This window comes from Gilliamella sp. B2717, assembly GCF_026536675.1.
Lineage (GTDB): Bacteria > Pseudomonadota > Gammaproteobacteria > Enterobacterales > Orbaceae > Gilliamella > Gilliamella apicola_I.
The window spans coordinates 109,962-125,002 of the sequence record NZ_JAFNNQ010000011.1 but is presented as its reverse complement, the minus strand read 5'-3'; the positions used below and the strand labels follow the sequence as shown (position 1 = coordinate 125,002).

General features: G+C 34.9%; 14 protein-coding genes and 1 riboswitch. Of the genes, 11 read left to right on the top strand and 3 right to left on the bottom strand.

From position 1 onward, the window contains the following. Positions 1–83 precede the first annotated feature (83 nt). The 5 genes from mog (at position 84) to cysS (ending at position 5,272) form a co-directional block, all read left to right on the top strand. Positions 84–653 carry a molybdopterin adenylyltransferase gene (gene mog / locus J3U35_RS03035; RefSeq protein WP_267359471.1) on the top strand — a complete coding sequence of 190 codons (570 nt, stop codon included), beginning with the start codon at positions 84–86 and terminating at the stop codon, positions 651–653. A gap of 204 nt (positions 654–857) precedes the next feature. Then, the gene (gene argR, locus J3U35_RS03030; protein ID WP_267359469.1) at positions 858–1,316 is read left to right on the top strand and encodes a transcriptional regulator ArgR; all 459 of its coding nucleotides are present in this window, start codon (positions 858–860) and stop codon (positions 1,314–1,316) included. 110 nt (positions 1,317–1,426) lie between these two features. Next, positions 1,427–1,601, top strand: a riboswitch (Lysine riboswitch). Positions 1,602–1,682: 81 nt separating this feature from the next. Continuing rightward, positions 1,683–3,044: a lysine-sensitive aspartokinase 3 gene (gene lysC, locus J3U35_RS03025; protein WP_267359467.1), complete on the top strand. Its 1,362-nt coding sequence runs from the start codon at positions 1,683–1,685 to the stop codon at positions 3,042–3,044. 311 nt (positions 3,045–3,355) lie between these two features. After that, the gene (locus J3U35_RS03020; protein WP_065558750.1) at positions 3,356–3,598 is read left to right on the top strand and encodes a GlsB/YeaQ/YmgE family stress response membrane protein; all 243 of its coding nucleotides are present in this window, start codon (positions 3,356–3,358) and stop codon (positions 3,596–3,598) included. A gap of 282 nt (positions 3,599–3,880) precedes the next feature. Further along, positions 3,881–5,272: a cysteine--tRNA ligase gene (gene cysS / locus J3U35_RS03015; RefSeq protein WP_267359465.1), complete on the top strand. Its 1,392-nt coding sequence runs from the start codon at positions 3,881–3,883 to the stop codon at positions 5,270–5,272. 46 nt (positions 5,273–5,318) lie between these two features. Here cysS and trmJ read toward each other — a convergent pair whose 3' ends face one another. Next, positions 5,319–6,005, bottom strand: a complete 687-nt coding sequence (gene trmJ / locus J3U35_RS03010; protein WP_411603780.1) for a tRNA (cytosine(32)/uridine(32)-2'-O)-methyltransferase TrmJ — start codon at positions 6,003–6,005, stop codon at positions 5,319–5,321. Positions 6,006–6,337: 332 nt separating this feature from the next. Here trmJ and raiA point away from each other — a divergent pair, with 332 nt between their 5' ends. The 4 genes from raiA (at position 6,338) to J3U35_RS02990 (ending at position 10,142) form a co-directional block, all read left to right on the top strand. Continuing rightward, the gene (gene raiA / locus J3U35_RS03005) at positions 6,338–6,670 is read left to right on the top strand and encodes a ribosome-associated translation inhibitor RaiA (RefSeq protein ID WP_267359463.1); all 333 of its coding nucleotides are present in this window, start codon (positions 6,338–6,340) and stop codon (positions 6,668–6,670) included. 101 nt (positions 6,671–6,771) lie between these two features. Then, positions 6,772–7,923, top strand: coding sequence for a bifunctional chorismate mutase/prephenate dehydratase (gene pheA, locus J3U35_RS03000; protein WP_267359462.1), 1,152 nt, complete (start codon positions 6,772–6,774; stop codon positions 7,921–7,923). A 15-nt stretch (positions 7,924–7,938) separates the two neighbouring features. Beyond that, on the top strand, positions 7,939–8,976 hold the full coding sequence (gene mutY, locus J3U35_RS02995; RefSeq protein ID WP_267359461.1) for an A/G-specific adenine glycosylase: 1,038 nt from the start codon (positions 7,939–7,941) through the stop codon (positions 8,974–8,976). Between the two features lie 125 nt (positions 8,977–9,101). Continuing rightward, a complete protein-coding gene (locus J3U35_RS02990) occupies positions 9,102–10,142 on the top strand; it encodes an NADH:flavin oxidoreductase/NADH oxidase (protein WP_267359460.1) in 1,041 nt (346 codons plus the stop codon). Between the two features lie 59 nt (positions 10,143–10,201). Here J3U35_RS02990 and J3U35_RS02985 read toward each other — a convergent pair whose 3' ends face one another. Together J3U35_RS02985 and tatA are read right to left on the bottom strand one after the other, a co-directional pair. Then, positions 10,202–11,386: an FAD-dependent monooxygenase gene (locus tag J3U35_RS02985; protein ID WP_267359458.1), complete on the bottom strand. Its 1,185-nt coding sequence runs from the start codon at positions 11,384–11,386 to the stop codon at positions 10,202–10,204. 7 nt (positions 11,387–11,393) lie between these two features. Then, positions 11,394–11,567: a twin-arginine translocase TatA/TatE family subunit gene (gene tatA, locus J3U35_RS02980; protein ID WP_411590960.1), complete on the bottom strand. Its 174-nt coding sequence runs from the start codon at positions 11,565–11,567 to the stop codon at positions 11,394–11,396. A gap of 664 nt (positions 11,568–12,231) precedes the next feature. On the opposite strand from tatA, the gene J3U35_RS02975 reads away from it, so the two are divergent. Then, complete coding sequence (locus tag J3U35_RS02975) at positions 12,232–12,918, top strand: LexA family transcriptional regulator (protein WP_267359456.1); 687 nt, start codon at positions 12,232–12,234, stop codon at positions 12,916–12,918. A gap of 239 nt (positions 12,919–13,157) precedes the next feature. Beyond that, positions 13,158–14,993 (top strand): ABC transporter ATP-binding protein, encoded by a 1,836-nt coding sequence (locus J3U35_RS02970; protein WP_267359454.1) that lies wholly within the window; start codon positions 13,158–13,160, stop codon positions 14,991–14,993. Positions 14,994–15,041: the final 48 nt, after the last annotated feature.

Below are 15,041 nucleotides of genomic sequence, written 5' to 3'. Positions count from 1 at the left end.
AAGATTAATGTTTGTTTAAATCAACTCACTTACGCTTAAACTAAATTAAGTTAAAATAAATCATTAAGTAAGGAAAGAATATTATGATTAAGATTGGGTTGGTTTCGGTATCAGACCGTGCATTTAATGGTGTATATGAAGATGAAGGAATTCCATCTTTAATTACCTGGTTAACAAAAACATTAAAAACCCCGTTTGAAACCCTACCGCGTATTATCCCTGATGAACAACCGTTAATTGAACAAACCTTATGCGATTTGGTGGATAAATTACATTGTGATTTAATACTGACAACTGGCGGAACAGGGCCAGCTTTAAGAGACGTCACACCCGATGCAACAATAGCGATAGCCGATCGTATTTTACCTGGCTTTGGTGAACAAATGCGTCAAATTAGTTTGCATTTTGTGCCCACTGCAATTCTATCCAGACAAATCGGTGCAATACGAAACAAATGTTTAATTCTGAATCTACCTGGCAGACCTAAATCTATTCAAGAAACATTAGAAGGTGTGAAAGATAATGCTGGGAATGTGATTGTAAATGGTATTTTTGCCAGTGTGCCTTACTGTATTGAGCTACTAGAAGGACCATACATCGAAACACATGAACATGTTGTTAAAGCTTTTCGACCGAATAAACCTGTAAAATAGAAACTTTAGTTTTATGCAACTTTGATGCATAATTATCTAATAAAATAAACTGCTTTTATTTCTCCATTCGATAAAAGTTTTTGTGTAATTAAGATAACTTCTGACTTCTATATTGTTATATCTGATTGATTTTAAAATTTTAAGCAATGTTTATAAATAAAATTGAATGTCAAAACAATAAAACATTTAATCCAAAGGAACACTATGAAACAAGATGATTTCACTCGCGTATTTAAAGAGATGCTAAGTCAAGAAAAATTTAGTTCACAAGTTGAAATTGTTCAAGCTCTTCAAGATCAAGGTTTTGACAATATTAATCAATCTAAAGTATCAAGAATGTTAACTAAATTTGGTGCCGTGAGAACACGAAATGCCAAATCGGAAATGGTTTATTGTTTACCCGCTGAAATCAGTGTTCCAACGACAAGCAGCCCATTAAAAAATTTGGTTTTAGACATTGATTATAATAGTTCAATGGTCGTCATTCGAACTAGCCCAGGCGCTGCGCAACTTATCGCAAGATTACTTGATTCAATCGGAAAATCAGAAGGTATTTTAGGTTCCATTGCTGGCGATGATACAATTTTCAGTACACCAACGAAAGGATGTACGGTGAAAAAATTATATCAAATTATTCTTGAGCTATTTGAACAGGAATTATAAAAACTGATCAGTTAACTTTTTTGTTATTATTTGAATTTTTAATATTTAACCTATTGACACAATTAACAGAATCGTTAATTCTATACATACTGATTTTGTAATTTAAATCACAAGAACGAAGAGGCGCATTACTCAGGTAGATTATTTTAGGGGCTGGAACCGTTAATAAATGATTGAGGGGATGTAATGCCGAGATTTAATTGATAATCCAGAACTCAGTTAGATCGACTGCAAGGGCTGAATCCCTTGGGTTGTCACCCTAACAGGTGGAGCGCTTCAGGGTTTTACTCATTTTCCTTAACGGTAAATAAGTCATGACCTCGCTCTAACTCTGTTAAAAATAATAATTTTTAATATGAGGAATTCATGGAAACATCATTTGTAATTGCTAAATTTGGTGGTACCAGTGTTGCCGATTACCAATCTATGGTAAACAGTGCAAATATCGTTGTCACCAATCCGAATGTCAAAGTTGTGGTATTATCTGCCTCTGCAGGTATTACAAATTTATTAGTAGCTTTAGCTGAAGGGCGAGATGCTGAAGTAAGAGCACAACACATCGCGAAAATTCAATCAATTCAATATAGTATTTTAGAACAACTTCCTCAAAATCCTACATTACGTGCTGAGATAGATCAAATAATTGCTAATATTGCCTCTTTATCAGAAGCCGCTAGTCTCGCTACATCATCCGCCCTAACCGACGAACTTGTCAGTCATGGCGAAATTATGTCTTCTAAACTTTTTGTAGAAATATTGAAAGAAAAACAGAAAAATGTGTTATGGTTCGATGTGCGTAAAGTCATGCGGACGGATAATAAGTTTGGTAAAGCCACACCAATAATTGAAGATATTAAACAACTCTGTTGTGCACATCTAAAATCATTGTATGCCAATAACATTATTGTTACACAAGGATTTATTGGTTCTGAAAGCACCGGTAAAACCACTACCTTAGGTCGAGGAGGTAGCGATTATACTGCCGCTTTGCTTGGTGAAGCATTAAATGCAACACAAATCGATATTTGGACAGATGTTGCAGGTATCTATACTACTGATCCTCGAATTGCGCCATCCGCTAAACGCATTGACGAAATTTCTTTTGCTGAAGCGGCTGAAATGGCAACATTTGGCGCTAAAGTGTTACATCCTGCAACACTGGTGCCAGCTGTTCGAAGCAATATCCCAGTATTTGTCGGGTCGAGTAAAGCGCCACAAGCAGGCGGAACAATTGTTTATAATACCAACAGTATCAAATCCGATCTGCCATCATTTAGAGCATTAGCATTGCGCCGCAAACAAACCTTACTTACGTTAACTAGTTTAAATATGTTACATGCACAAGGCTTTTTAGCGAATGTGTTTACTATACTGGCTAAACATAATATTTCGGTTGATTTAGTCACAACGTCAGAAGTCAGCATTGCATTAACCATTGATACGACAGGAACCAACACCAATGGCACCAGTTTATTAACTAAAGCACTATTTGATGAGCTTTCCACACTTTGCCATGTCGATGTTGAAGAAGATTTAGCTCTAATTGCCATTATTGGTAATAAACTGACATCAACCAAAGGTATAGCCAAAGAAGTATTTGGTGTCTTAGATGATTTTATCATTCGACTTTGCTGTTACGGTGCTAGCACGCATAACCTTTGTTTATTATCAAGAAGTAATGATGCGGAAGACATCATTAAAATTCTCCACAAAACAATTTTTGAATAATACTCTCTATGAGGAAGATAATCTCTTCCTCTTTATCTGCTAAGTTCAAGATAAAATCCATACTAAGCTAAAAAATAAATTGTAAAGCTTAATAAAATATCTAAACATTTAATAAAAAAAATTATAGAATATAGCTAAATTATTTTATGCCGTACGTTCATAAAACTGTTCTCTATTTATCAATTGTCATCAATCTTCATCTAGTTTTGTTATTAGTAATTTATACGTTTAAAAAGTGTATTACTTTTTTTAATTCAATTTACTACATCTGTAAACTAACATTAAATACAACAAAATAAGGGTAAATTATCATGGGTATTATAAGTTGGATTATTCTAGGATTAATTGCCGGTTGGATTGCTAAATTTTTCATGCCTCTAGGCAGTGTTGGGGTGGTGAAAACCATTCTACTCGGTATCGCGGGAGCCTTGGTAGGAGGATATATAAGTACTTTCTTCGGCTGGGGCAGCGTTACTGGATTCAATTTCCCAAGTTTGTTTATCTCAGTATTAGGGGCGATTTTATTAATCTATCTTTATCGTCTTTTCAGATAAAAAATTCGCTTCAAATCAAAATTGGCGGATTTCTTCCGCCAATTAATTAATGCAATTATCAAAATAATTCTTATCGATAATTCAATGAATTTTATTTTTTGGTTTAGCATCAGTTACCATACTCACCGCTTTTAAACCTACGCTTGTAGCATCAAAAAACCGAATGGCATAAATTAGATTCCTTTCATTTTCGTTGTAAAGATGTTAATAAGTAATTTCGTCGTATGGCGATTTTTGTTATATTAATCTCCAAAATCACTTATAAATAAATAGTAAACTAGAATGCTTAAAATATTCAATACATTATCTCGAGAAAAAGAAGTATTTCATTCCATTACCCCCAATAAAATCGGACTTTATGTCTGTGGTGTGACGATTTACGATCTTTGTCATATTGGTCATGGGCGCACTTTTGTCGCATTTGATGTTGTTTCTCGTTATCTGCGTTTTTTAGGTTATGATTTAACTTATGTCCGTAACATTACCGATATTGATGATAAGATCATTAAAAGAGCCCTTGAAAATGGCGAAACCTGTGAACAATTAACCGAACGTATGTTACAAGAGATGTATGCTGATTTTGATGCATTGAATATTAAACGTCCTGACGTTGAACCTCGTGCAACTCAACATATGCAACAAATTATTGAATTGGTTGAAGAGTTAATAAAAAAAGACCATGCTTATATTGCTGATAATGGCGATGTAATGTTTTCCGTCGATAGTGATCCTAATTATGGTATTTTATCTCGTCAAAATTTAGAACAATTACAAGCGGGTGCCCGTGTTGATGTTGTTGATGTAAAACGCAATCCAATGGACTTTGTGTTATGGAAAATGTCTAAACCAAACGAACCAAGTTGGGATTCACCATGGGGTAAAGGTCGTCCTGGTTGGCATATTGAATGTTCAGCAATGAATAGCTACCAATTGGGTAATCATTTTGATATTCATGGTGGTGGGTCTGATTTGATGTTCCCACACCACGAAAATGAAATTGCTCAATCAACTTGTGCTCATGATGGACAATATGTAAATTATTGGATGCATTCGGGTATGGTAATGATTGACCAAGAAAAAATGTCAAAATCACTAAATAACTTTTTCACGATTCGTGATGTATTAAAGTATTATGATGCAGAAACAGTTCGCTATTTCTTATTGTCAGGTCACTATCGCAGTCAACTCAACTATAGTGAAGAAAATCTAAAACAAGCCAGAATGGCACTAGAGCGTTTATATACAGCTTTACGGGATACCGATCCTAATCATCCTCATACCACACCAGACAGTGATTATTACCGTCAGTTCTGTCAAGCAATGAATGATGACTTTAATACACCTGAAGCCTATTCCACACTATTTGATCTCGCGCGTGAAATTAATAAAGCAAAAGCGGAAAATGATATGGCGCATGCCAATGAATTGGCAGCCGAATTACGCTATTTATCTGCTGTTCTAGGTTTATTAGAACAAGATCCAGTCAAATTTTTACAAGGCGAATCACAAGACGATGTTGATAGCACCTTAATTGATGCTTTGATTCAACAACGTAATGAAGCCCGCGCCAGTAAAAATTGGGCGTTAGCCGATGAAGCCCGAGATAAACTAAATGCTATGAATATCGTGCTTGAAGATGGTGCGAATGGCACGACTTGGCGCAAAAAAAGTTGATGATATAAGTTAAAACACCCATTTAAAAATGGGTGTTAATAATCATCTATCTTAATTTTTTATCCACTGACGTTAAAATACCCCGTAAAATATTTAACTCTTGTTGTTCAATCCGTGCGCGAGTAAATAACCGACGTAAGCGCCCCATAATTTGACCGGGGTGATTAGCATTAATAAATTCAGTTTTCAACAAAGTTTGTTCTAAATGCTGATAGAAACGTTCGATGTCTTCATCTTTGGGAAACTCAATACTATTTATATCAGCCTCTTGTTCAGTTAAAACAGAATCAATATTTAACATCGACATTCGTATTTCATAACAAAGCACTTGTACTGACATCGCCAAATTCAATGAGCTATAAGCTGGATTTGCAGGAATCCCAACATGATAATGGCACTTTTGTAACTCCTCATTAGTTAATCCCACTCGTTCACGACCAAAAACCAAAGCAACATTTGCATCATTATTAGATGCTTCTTGAATAATTTTATCGCCACACTCTTTTGGTGTTAAATTCGGCCACTGTAAACTGCGAGGACGAGCACTAGTCCCGATCACTAACCGACAATCTGCAATCGCCTCATCCAAAGATGAAAAAATTTGGGCTTGTTTTATAATATCACTCGCTCCAGCTGCTAAAGAAATAGATTGAGAATCTGGTTTTATTACTGGGTTAACCAAACAAAGATGCGTTAATCCCATTGTTTTCATTGCTCTAGCGGCTGAACCCATATTACCAGTATGCGAAGTTTCAACTAAAACAATCTTCACGTTATCTAAATAATTCACAATATCCTCATTAAAAAGTATCGAGTTCCTATTAGAACCAAATAGTTAACAGTATATAGGAAAAAGATGGCAAAATGCAGATTTGAAATCTGATTGATTAAAATCAGCAGAAATTATTTTGAATGTTAATCACAAAATTTACAGAATAAATAAATAACTGATTGACGAAACTGCAATAATTTGCCAATGTAGAGGTCGAAATCCCCCATTGAGTTAGCTCAATTTGTTAGCGAATTTTTTAGTAAACTTTTTAGTAAACATAGTGGAGGTCAATCATGACGTTAAGTATTACCAGTAAACAAATGGACATTACTCCTGCAATTCGTCGTTATCTTGAAGATAAGTTTTCGAAACTAGATAAATGGAGAGCACTGTTAATCAACCCTCACTTTATATTATCGAAGGAACCTGATGGATTTATTATTGATGCCACCATTGCAACCAAAGGCACACCTTTAGTTGCTTCAGCTAAACACATTGATATGTATGCGGCAATTAATGATCTTATTGGAAAACTCGAAAAACAACTCAATAAGATTCAGCATAAAGGGGAATCTCGCCGAGCCTTTGATAGCATCAAAGGAGACGTACTAGAAAAGCAAGTTTAGAAAATAGATGATCATAAATAAATTAAAAGGCACTTTGATAGTGCCTTTATTTTTTAGCTTGTTATAATATTACACATCTATTTTTTACTTAATTAAGCCAAATGACTGTTAATCCTTTACTACCCTTGCGAGATAAAATTAATGAAATTGATGCGAAATTATTAGAGCTTGTAGCTAAACGTCGCCAAATTTCAACACAAGTCATTCAAACAAAAATTGAAGCCAACATTCCTGTGCGTGATTTAGAACGTGAACGCTCATTAATCAATTCACTTATTCATCAAGGAAAAGCCTATCATCTTGATGATATTTTAATAAAACGTCTATATCAGGTTATTATTGAAGATTCCGTTCTACTACAACAAAAGATCTTACAAGAAAAACTCAATCACAACACCATAGCGACGGCAAAAGTTGCTTTTTTAGGGCCCAAAGGCTCTTACTCCCACTCTGCTGCGCGACGTTATGCGAGTGCTCACTTTGAAGAAATGACGGAATCTAGTTGTTCAACCTTTAAAGATGTTTTTGAGCAAGTCGAAAAAGGAGTGGTGGATTTTGGTATTTTACCTATCGAAAATTCAAGCTCTGGTTCGATTAATGAAGTTTATGATCTTTTACAAAAAACCAATTTACATATCATTGGTGAACTTTCATTACCTATAGATCACTGCGTACTTGCTATTGCTGATGCCAAACTGGAGCAAATTGACACTATTTATAGTCATCCACAACCATTTCAACAATGCAGTAACTTTTTAGAAAAATCACCTCATTGGAAAATTGTCTATTGCGATAGTACCTCGTCAGCTATGGAGATGGTAGCAAGCCTCAATAAGCCAAATGTTGCAGCAATGGGGAACAAAGATGGCGGTGAATTATATGGACTACAAGTACTTGAACATGATTTTGCTAATCAAAAAGAAAATATCACTCGCTTTATTGTGTTAGCTCGACAACCTGTTGACGTTTCAAATCAGATACCTGCTAAAACAACTATCCTAATGAAAACAGGTCAACAAGCTGGGGCTTTAGTTGATGCATTACTAGTATTGCGCAATCACAACATTGTCATGACAAAGCTGGAGTCTCGACCAATCCATGGTACGCCATGGGAAGAGATGTTTTATATCGATCTACAAGGTAATCTAAATTCTCATGAAATGCAAACTGCGCTCAAGGAACTCTCAGCTATTACCTTATACACCAAAGTGCTTGGCTGTTATCCAAGTGATTCCATTTCTTCTCTCATGTAATATATTATTGACATTATGCAAAAATTTTCAAATGCCGTGCTCAAGTGGTATGAACAGTACGGCAGAAAAACGTTACCATGGCAAATTGAAAAAAGTTCTTACCATGTTTGGTTGTCTGAAGTGATGCTCCAACAAACTCAAGTTGCAACTGTCATCCCCTACTTCAATCGTTTTATTGAGCATTTTCCGAAGATAACCGATTTAGCACACGCCCCGATTGATGATGTGTTACATTTGTGGACTGGATTGGGTTACTATGCTCGAGCCCGTAATTTACATAAAGCGGCGAAAATGGTTACTGACAAGTTTAAAGGTCACTTCCCTACTTTATTTGATGATGTCGTTGCCTTACCCGGTGTTGGGCGGTCAACTGCTGGCGCAATTTTGTCGCTATCTCAAAACCAACATTACCCTATTTTAGATGGTAATGTGAAACGGGTTTTAACACGCTTTTTTGCTGTTGAAGGTTGGACTGGCAATAAAAGCATTGAAAACAGACTTTGGCAATTGAGCGAACAGGTCACACCAAAGCATGATGTAGCAAAATTTAATCAAGCGATGATGGATATAGGCGCAATGGTTTGCACTCGCACTAAACCTAAATGTAACTTATGCCCACTACAAAGTGATTGTATCGCTTATCAAACAGACAGTTGGCAACAATATCCTACTAAAAAACCGAAAACAACAACTCCTGAAAAATCGGCTTATTTTTTGATGCTAGAATACAACCAGAGTATATGGCTTGAAAAACGACCGCCATCGGGTATCTGGGGCGGTTTATATTGCCCACCACAATTTGCTACAAAGCAAGCATTAATCAATTGGCTAAACGATTGTGGAATTCAAACAACTCCACCACAACAATTGATTTCTTTTCGCCATACTTTTAGCCATTTTCATTTAGATATCATACCGATTCATTGCATCATGGTTAACAACACGAAATGTTTAGATGAAAGTAATGGCTATTGGTATAACTTAACAACAGAAAATGCGAAAATTGGCTTAGCAACACCCATTTACAATTTATTGAAGCAATTGAATTCATGATTGATTAAATGAGCTTAAAATCGATCGGTTGGTTAACTATCGGTTAAATTAGCGATATTATAGCTTAATTATTCTTCACAAAAAGTTGAGAATCTATTGTTCACCAATAATTTAAGGAATTCTATATGGCTAAAATATCTTATTTAAATACGCCTTTTACGATTAAAAGATTATCATTAAAAAATCGTATTGTTATGCCTCCAATGTGTCAATATCAAGCTAAAGATGGTTTACCAAATGATTGGCATTTTATTCATTATGTTTCAAGAGCTGTTGGGGGCGTTGGTTTAATTATTGTTGAAATGACGAATGTTGCACCAAATGGACGAATCTCGCCAAATTGTCTAGGCTTATGGAATGATGAACAACGTGATCAGTTTAAACGCATTGTTGATGCCGTTCACGCCCAAAATGGCAAAATAGCCATTCAAATTGCCCATGCAGGTCGAAAAGCGTTGGGAGCTGATGATGTGGTATCTTGCTCTCCTCTTCTTTATGACGGCACTAACGAGGCCAATAAACAGTGGCAATATCAAATGCCAAGAGAATTATCAAAAAATGAAATCGCTGACATTATTCAAAAATTTAAAGAATCAACCCAACGTGCCGTTGAAGCTGGTTTCGATGCAATTGAAATACATGGCGCACATGGTTACTTAATACATCAATTCAGTTCACCTAAAACCAATTTACGAACCGATGAATATGGTCAAGATAAGTTACTCTTTGGCGAACAAGTTATCAAAGCCGCTAAATCGGTAATGCCACCTGACATGCCGTTAATTATTCGGTTTTCAGCGCAAGAATATGGTAAAGATGGATATAGTATTGATTATGGATGCAAAATAGCTAAACGTTTTGCCGATGCGGGTGCTGACGTTTTAGATGTGAGTGGTGGCGGTGACGGACAACTTGATCCAGCTCACACCCCTGATTTTCATGCCGGTTATCAAGTTTACTTGGCTAGCGCTATCAGACAATCGATAGATTTGCCAATAATAGCTGTTGGTATGCTTGAGGATCATTACTTAGCCGATTACGTTTTAAGCCGAGGTGATGTAGATTTGATAGCAATTGGTCGAGGCTTACTCAATGATCCTTATTGGCCTTTGCGTATTCCTTCATCGCCATTTGTTCCGACATCTTATCAAATCGCTTTTAAATAACTTATGCTAAAATTTTACTTCCTGTAGCACACGCTACAGGATAATAAACATCAGCAAATTTATATCTTCATGGCATATTTAATCAACTGTTTTTTTAATGGTGAACAATAATCAATAGTATTCATGCCTACCGTTCTTAGTGCCTTCTTAAATAAGTTATCCCCATTAAACATATCTTGAATAGTTTGCATTGCCGCTAACATTACCATCGTATCTTTACGACGCGTAAACTGAAATGACTTTAGATTACTGACTAAGCCAATATCCTGATTTGCATCAATTAATTTTTTTATCGTCGACACTAACAAGGCCGAATCTTGAAAACCTAAGTTGACTCCCTGCCCGGCTAAAGGATGAATTGTGTGCGCTGCATCGCCTACCAAAACTAAACGATGTTTAACAAACTGCTTGGCAAAGCGTGCTTTTAATGGAAAAATCATTCTTGGGTTAATTAACTGACAGTGACCTACTTTATCACCTGTTAATTGAAATAATTGATGAGAAAAGTCGGTTTCAGATAACAAAGCTAAATTAGCTGCATTATCAGGTTTAGTTGACCATACTAAACAACTTTTATTAGGATGATAAAGGGGAAGAAAGGCAACAATACCATTGGGATAAAAAATTTGTTTTGCACAAGCATGATGAGGATATTCGGTTTCAACGGTTGTAATAAGTGCGTGATGAATATAATTACGTTCTAAAACCGAAATGTTTTCATGCTGACGAATCCATGAATTTGCACCATCTGCACCAATAATAAGTTTCGCTGGTAAAGTAACCTGATCTGCCAAGGTCAAAAAAGCACTATTATCATCGAATACACTATCTATCACTTCTTGACTATAAATCGTTATGTTGTTACTAGCTAAAGCATAGTGATATAAATAATGAGACATAACGTGATTTTCAATGATATAACCTAAATTTTGATAACCATAATCCTTAGCCTGTGCTGATAAATGAGCCTGTCCATTCTTTTCCCACACATCAATTTCAGTAAACTTTTGCACACGACCACTTAAGCAAAGTGCATCCCATACACCAATTTGAGCAAAATAGCGCTGGCTAGCACCATTTAGCGCTGAAGCTCTGACCCCAATCTTATCCTTTGGCAAACTTTCATGTTGGTGAATATTTTTATCAATAATGGCAATTTTCAAATCATAATGACTTAAAGCACAAGCCGTTGCCAAACCTACTAAGCCACCCCCAACAATGGCGACATCAAATTGAATACTCATAGCTCAATTATTTATTATCTAATTTAGGATCATTCTTAGATTCAATATCTTCACTCATCTCCTTTTTAAACCCTTTCAGCGCAGAACCTAAATCAGATCCTAAGTTTCGTAGTTTTTTAGTACCAAATAACAAGACGACAACAGCAAGAAAGACTAAAAGATGTGGGATACTAAATGACATAATAAAATCCTCTTTATTAAATTTTATTAATTCGTCTAACAATAGAATTGTAAACAAATGGTATATATATTTATACATTATACCTTTTAAGGGATGATTTCATAAGAAGTTTAAGCAAAAAAAAAGACCTGCATATAAATATACAGGCCAACATGAAATATAAGGAATATAAGGAAAGAAAACAATGAAAAATCCTTACACTGCTTATTATCCATTTTTTTTCGTTTCAGTCAACGTTTTTATTTGTTTTTTTATTTATTTTAAATTTTAAAAGAAAAAGGTCAAAAACAAGAATTAAATCTTTTAAAATCAATAAATAAATAAATTTAACGTAAGTAACTCATGAAAATAAATTAATTTGACATATATCAAATATAAAATAAAAAACATTTAAAAAGCAGACAAAAATCTTTTTTTCTCGTGGAAATAAACAAAATTCCAACAGAAAAACAAAAATAAAATATTTTTTTAAAAACACTATATTTTGATTTTTTAATACGCAAATTGATATAATTAACTTGCTATAAAACGAACAATTCAGACAAAATTACAAAAAATTACTTTTTTATATTAGCTTTTCATTTAATGTTGTATGTAAAACTTATAAAATATCTACTATAATTTGAAAAACGGATGTGATAGGAGAAACAAATCAGAAATGAATATGATTAAAAATAAAAATGTAAAAACATTTAAAGAAAGATTACATAGCTCAATGCAAGGTTTATCTGTCTCTGCCTTCGCTAAAAAATGTGATATGTCTGAAACAGTGATCAGAGATTATTTATCAGGAAAAACTTATCCATCTTTGACACGACTGGAAGTGATTGCTGAAAAATGCAATGTTTCATATAACTGGCTGGCAACAGGCTATAAATTAGAAGTTTTAGATCCTAAAGAAGATGAAGCAGATGTCTACAACGAGAATATATACCGTATTCCCGTCTATAAAAAACAGTTACCAACCAAAGAAGAAGCGCAATCACAACGATATATTCGAGAAACACCTCCTGTCATGAACTATCCCGTTGTTGAAGGTTGGGCTTCTCATCGAGGATTAGATATCAAAAAATTAATCATTTATTGGGCTAAAGGGGATCTCATGTCGCCTGAAATCAACAATAATAATGGTTTAATTATTAATACGGAAATCGTTGAAATTATTGATGGAGCAATCTATTTAGTTGAATATGAAGATATTACCTTTTTACGTAAAGTTCGATTAACGCAAAATGGGTGGGTTTTAATTTGTAACAATAACCAATTCCCTACCATTGAAGTCTCTAAAGAAAATTTTGATAAGTACCATTTTGTGGGTCGAGTTGTACAAATTATTAAGGATATTTTTTAGTCAAAAAATAGGCAAATATCGTTATTCAAGATATAATTGAAAAGCAAGAAAGAATATAAAATGAACTCTTTCTTGCTTTAGTTTTTAATATTTTTAGAATCTGCAATAATAGGTAGTAAAATGTTGTTAAATTTCATAACTATCCATCAGTTTTAGGATATCTAACTCTATTCATTCTACTCGCAATGTTAATATCAACGATTCAATTTAATGAAAAATAGCAAATAATTAGGTCAATTATGTATCGATTTTTTGAAAAATTGGTGTCACCTTATCCTAAAAGTGAACCGCAACCAGCAGCTAAAAATTTTCTAGGTTTTATATGGCAATCAACCCAAGGCACTCGAATATTCATGCTGCTTTTAATTATATTTAGTGCACTCAGTGGCGCATTTGAAGCTTTTCTATTCGCTGCCCTTGGCAAAGTGGTGGATTGGCTTGCGATTGTCGAACCTAATGAGCTTTGGCAAAAAGAAAAAACTTCGCTATTAATCTTAACCTTAATCATTTTATCCAGCACTTTGATTATTGGATTACAAACAATCATCAAGCATCAATGTTTAGCGGGAAATTTTCCAATGCGAATGCGTTGGAATTTACATCGACTAGTGCTTAATCAAAGTATGCGTTTTTTTCAAGATGAGTTTGCCGGAAGAATATCGGCAAAAGTTATGCAAACTGCATTAGCCGTTAGAGATACCTGCTTTCTTGTTGCTGATATCTTAATATTTGTGTTGATTTCGTTTATAACTATGGCTGCGGTAATCGGTCAATTAGCCCCTTGGCTATTGCTGCCATTCTTTGGGTGGTGTGTCCTTTATGGCTTAGCCATGTACTATTTTATTCCTCGCTTAAGTAAAGTTGCAAGTATGCAAGCAGATGCTCGTTCTACCATGACTGGACGTGTAACGGATGCTTATACAAACATTATGACGGTTAAACTGTTTTCTCATGCCGGTAATGAAGCAAAGTATGCCCAAGAGTCTATGGATGAGTTTTTGATTACTGTCAATAAACAAATGCGGCTAGTCAGCAGTTTTGAAATCGTGAATCATTTACTATCTATTCTACTTATTTTATCAACGACTGGTGTTGCCTTGCTGTTATGGACAAATCAATTAGTTGGAATCGGTGCTATTGCAACAACCACAGCATTAGCGCTTCGTTTAAACGGTTTATCACATTGGATTATGTGGGAGCTTGCAGCTTTATTTGAAAATATTGGGGTTGTGAAAGATGGTATGAATACATTTTCAACTGCAACAACCATTGTTGATAAACCCAATGCCAAAAATCTAAATGTGACTGATGGAAAAATCGAGTTTAAAAATATTTATTTCACTTACGATGAAAAGATTCGAAATTCGGTAATTAACGATCTCAATTTAACTATTAAGCCCGGTCAAAAAATAGGGTTAGTTGGACGCTCTGGCGCCGGAAAATCAACATTAATTAATCTGTTATTACGTTTTTATGACTTACAACAAGGTAAAATTCTTATTGACGGACAAGACATTACCGAGATTAATCAAGAAAGCTTACGGTCGCAAATTGGTATGGTTACACAAGACACGTCCTTGTTACATCGAACTGTTCGGGAAAATTTACTTTATGGTAATAATCAAGCTACTGAACAAGAGATGATAGATGCGGCTAAAAAAGCCCATGCAGATAAATTTATTCAAACATTAATCGATGCTAATGGTAGAACCGGTTATGATGCTCATGTTGGTGAACGAGGTATAAAACTATCGGGTGGTCAAAGGCAACGCATTGCCATTGCTAGGGTGATCTTAAAAAATGCACCAATATTATTACTTGATGAAGCAACCAGTGCATTAGATTCAGAAATTGAACAAGCTATTCAAGAAAGTTTATATGCACTAATGGAAGGCAAAACTGTTATCGCTATAGCGCATCGTTTATCAACTATTGCCGCAATGGATAAACTGGTTGTTTTGGATGAAGGAAAAATTATCGAACAAGGTACACATCAAGAATTACTGGATAAAAATGGCTTATACGCTCAACTTTGGAAACATCAAAGCGGTGGTTTTTTACCAGATAGTCTATAAGTGCGTTTAACGGTTTGGCACCTTTGTTCTAGGTGCCAATATCATTTT

Bases quoted from the DNA above. Each gene is read 5' to 3' on its own strand.
- cysS (WP_267359465.1), top strand. From the start codon at position 3,881: ATGCTTAAAATATTCAATACATTATCTCGAGAAAAAGAAGTATTTCAT.
- mog (WP_267359471.1), top strand. From the start codon at position 84: ATGATTAAGATTGGGTTGGTTTCGGTATCAGACCGTGCATTTAATGGT.
- lysC (WP_267359467.1), top strand. From the start codon at position 1,683: ATGGAAACATCATTTGTAATTGCTAAATTTGGTGGTACCAGTGTTGCC.
- J3U35_RS02985 (WP_267359458.1), bottom strand. From the start codon at position 11,386: ATGAGTATTCAATTTGATGTCGCCATTGTTGGGGGTGGCTTAGTAGGT.
- J3U35_RS03020 (WP_065558750.1), top strand. From the start codon at position 3,356: ATGGGTATTATAAGTTGGATTATTCTAGGATTAATTGCCGGTTGGATT.
- mutY (WP_267359461.1), top strand. From the start codon at position 7,939: ATGCAAAAATTTTCAAATGCCGTGCTCAAGTGGTATGAACAGTACGGC.
- raiA (WP_267359463.1), top strand. From the start codon at position 6,338: ATGACGTTAAGTATTACCAGTAAACAAATGGACATTACTCCTGCAATT.
- pheA (WP_267359462.1), top strand. From the start codon at position 6,772: ATGACTGTTAATCCTTTACTACCCTTGCGAGATAAAATTAATGAAATT.
- argR (WP_267359469.1), top strand. From the start codon at position 858: ATGAAACAAGATGATTTCACTCGCGTATTTAAAGAGATGCTAAGTCAA.
- tatA (WP_411590960.1), bottom strand. From the start codon at position 11,567: ATGTCATTTAGTATCCCACATCTTTTAGTCTTTCTTGCTGTTGTCGTC.
- J3U35_RS02990 (WP_267359460.1), top strand. From the start codon at position 9,102: ATGGCTAAAATATCTTATTTAAATACGCCTTTTACGATTAAAAGATTA.
- J3U35_RS02970 (WP_267359454.1), top strand. From the start codon at position 13,158: ATGTATCGATTTTTTGAAAAATTGGTGTCACCTTATCCTAAAAGTGAA.
- J3U35_RS02975 (WP_267359456.1), top strand. From the start codon at position 12,232: ATGATTAAAAATAAAAATGTAAAAACATTTAAAGAAAGATTACATAGC.
- trmJ (WP_411603780.1), bottom strand. From the start codon at position 6,005: ATGGGTTCAGCCGCTAGAGCAATGAAAACAATGGGATTAACGCATCTT.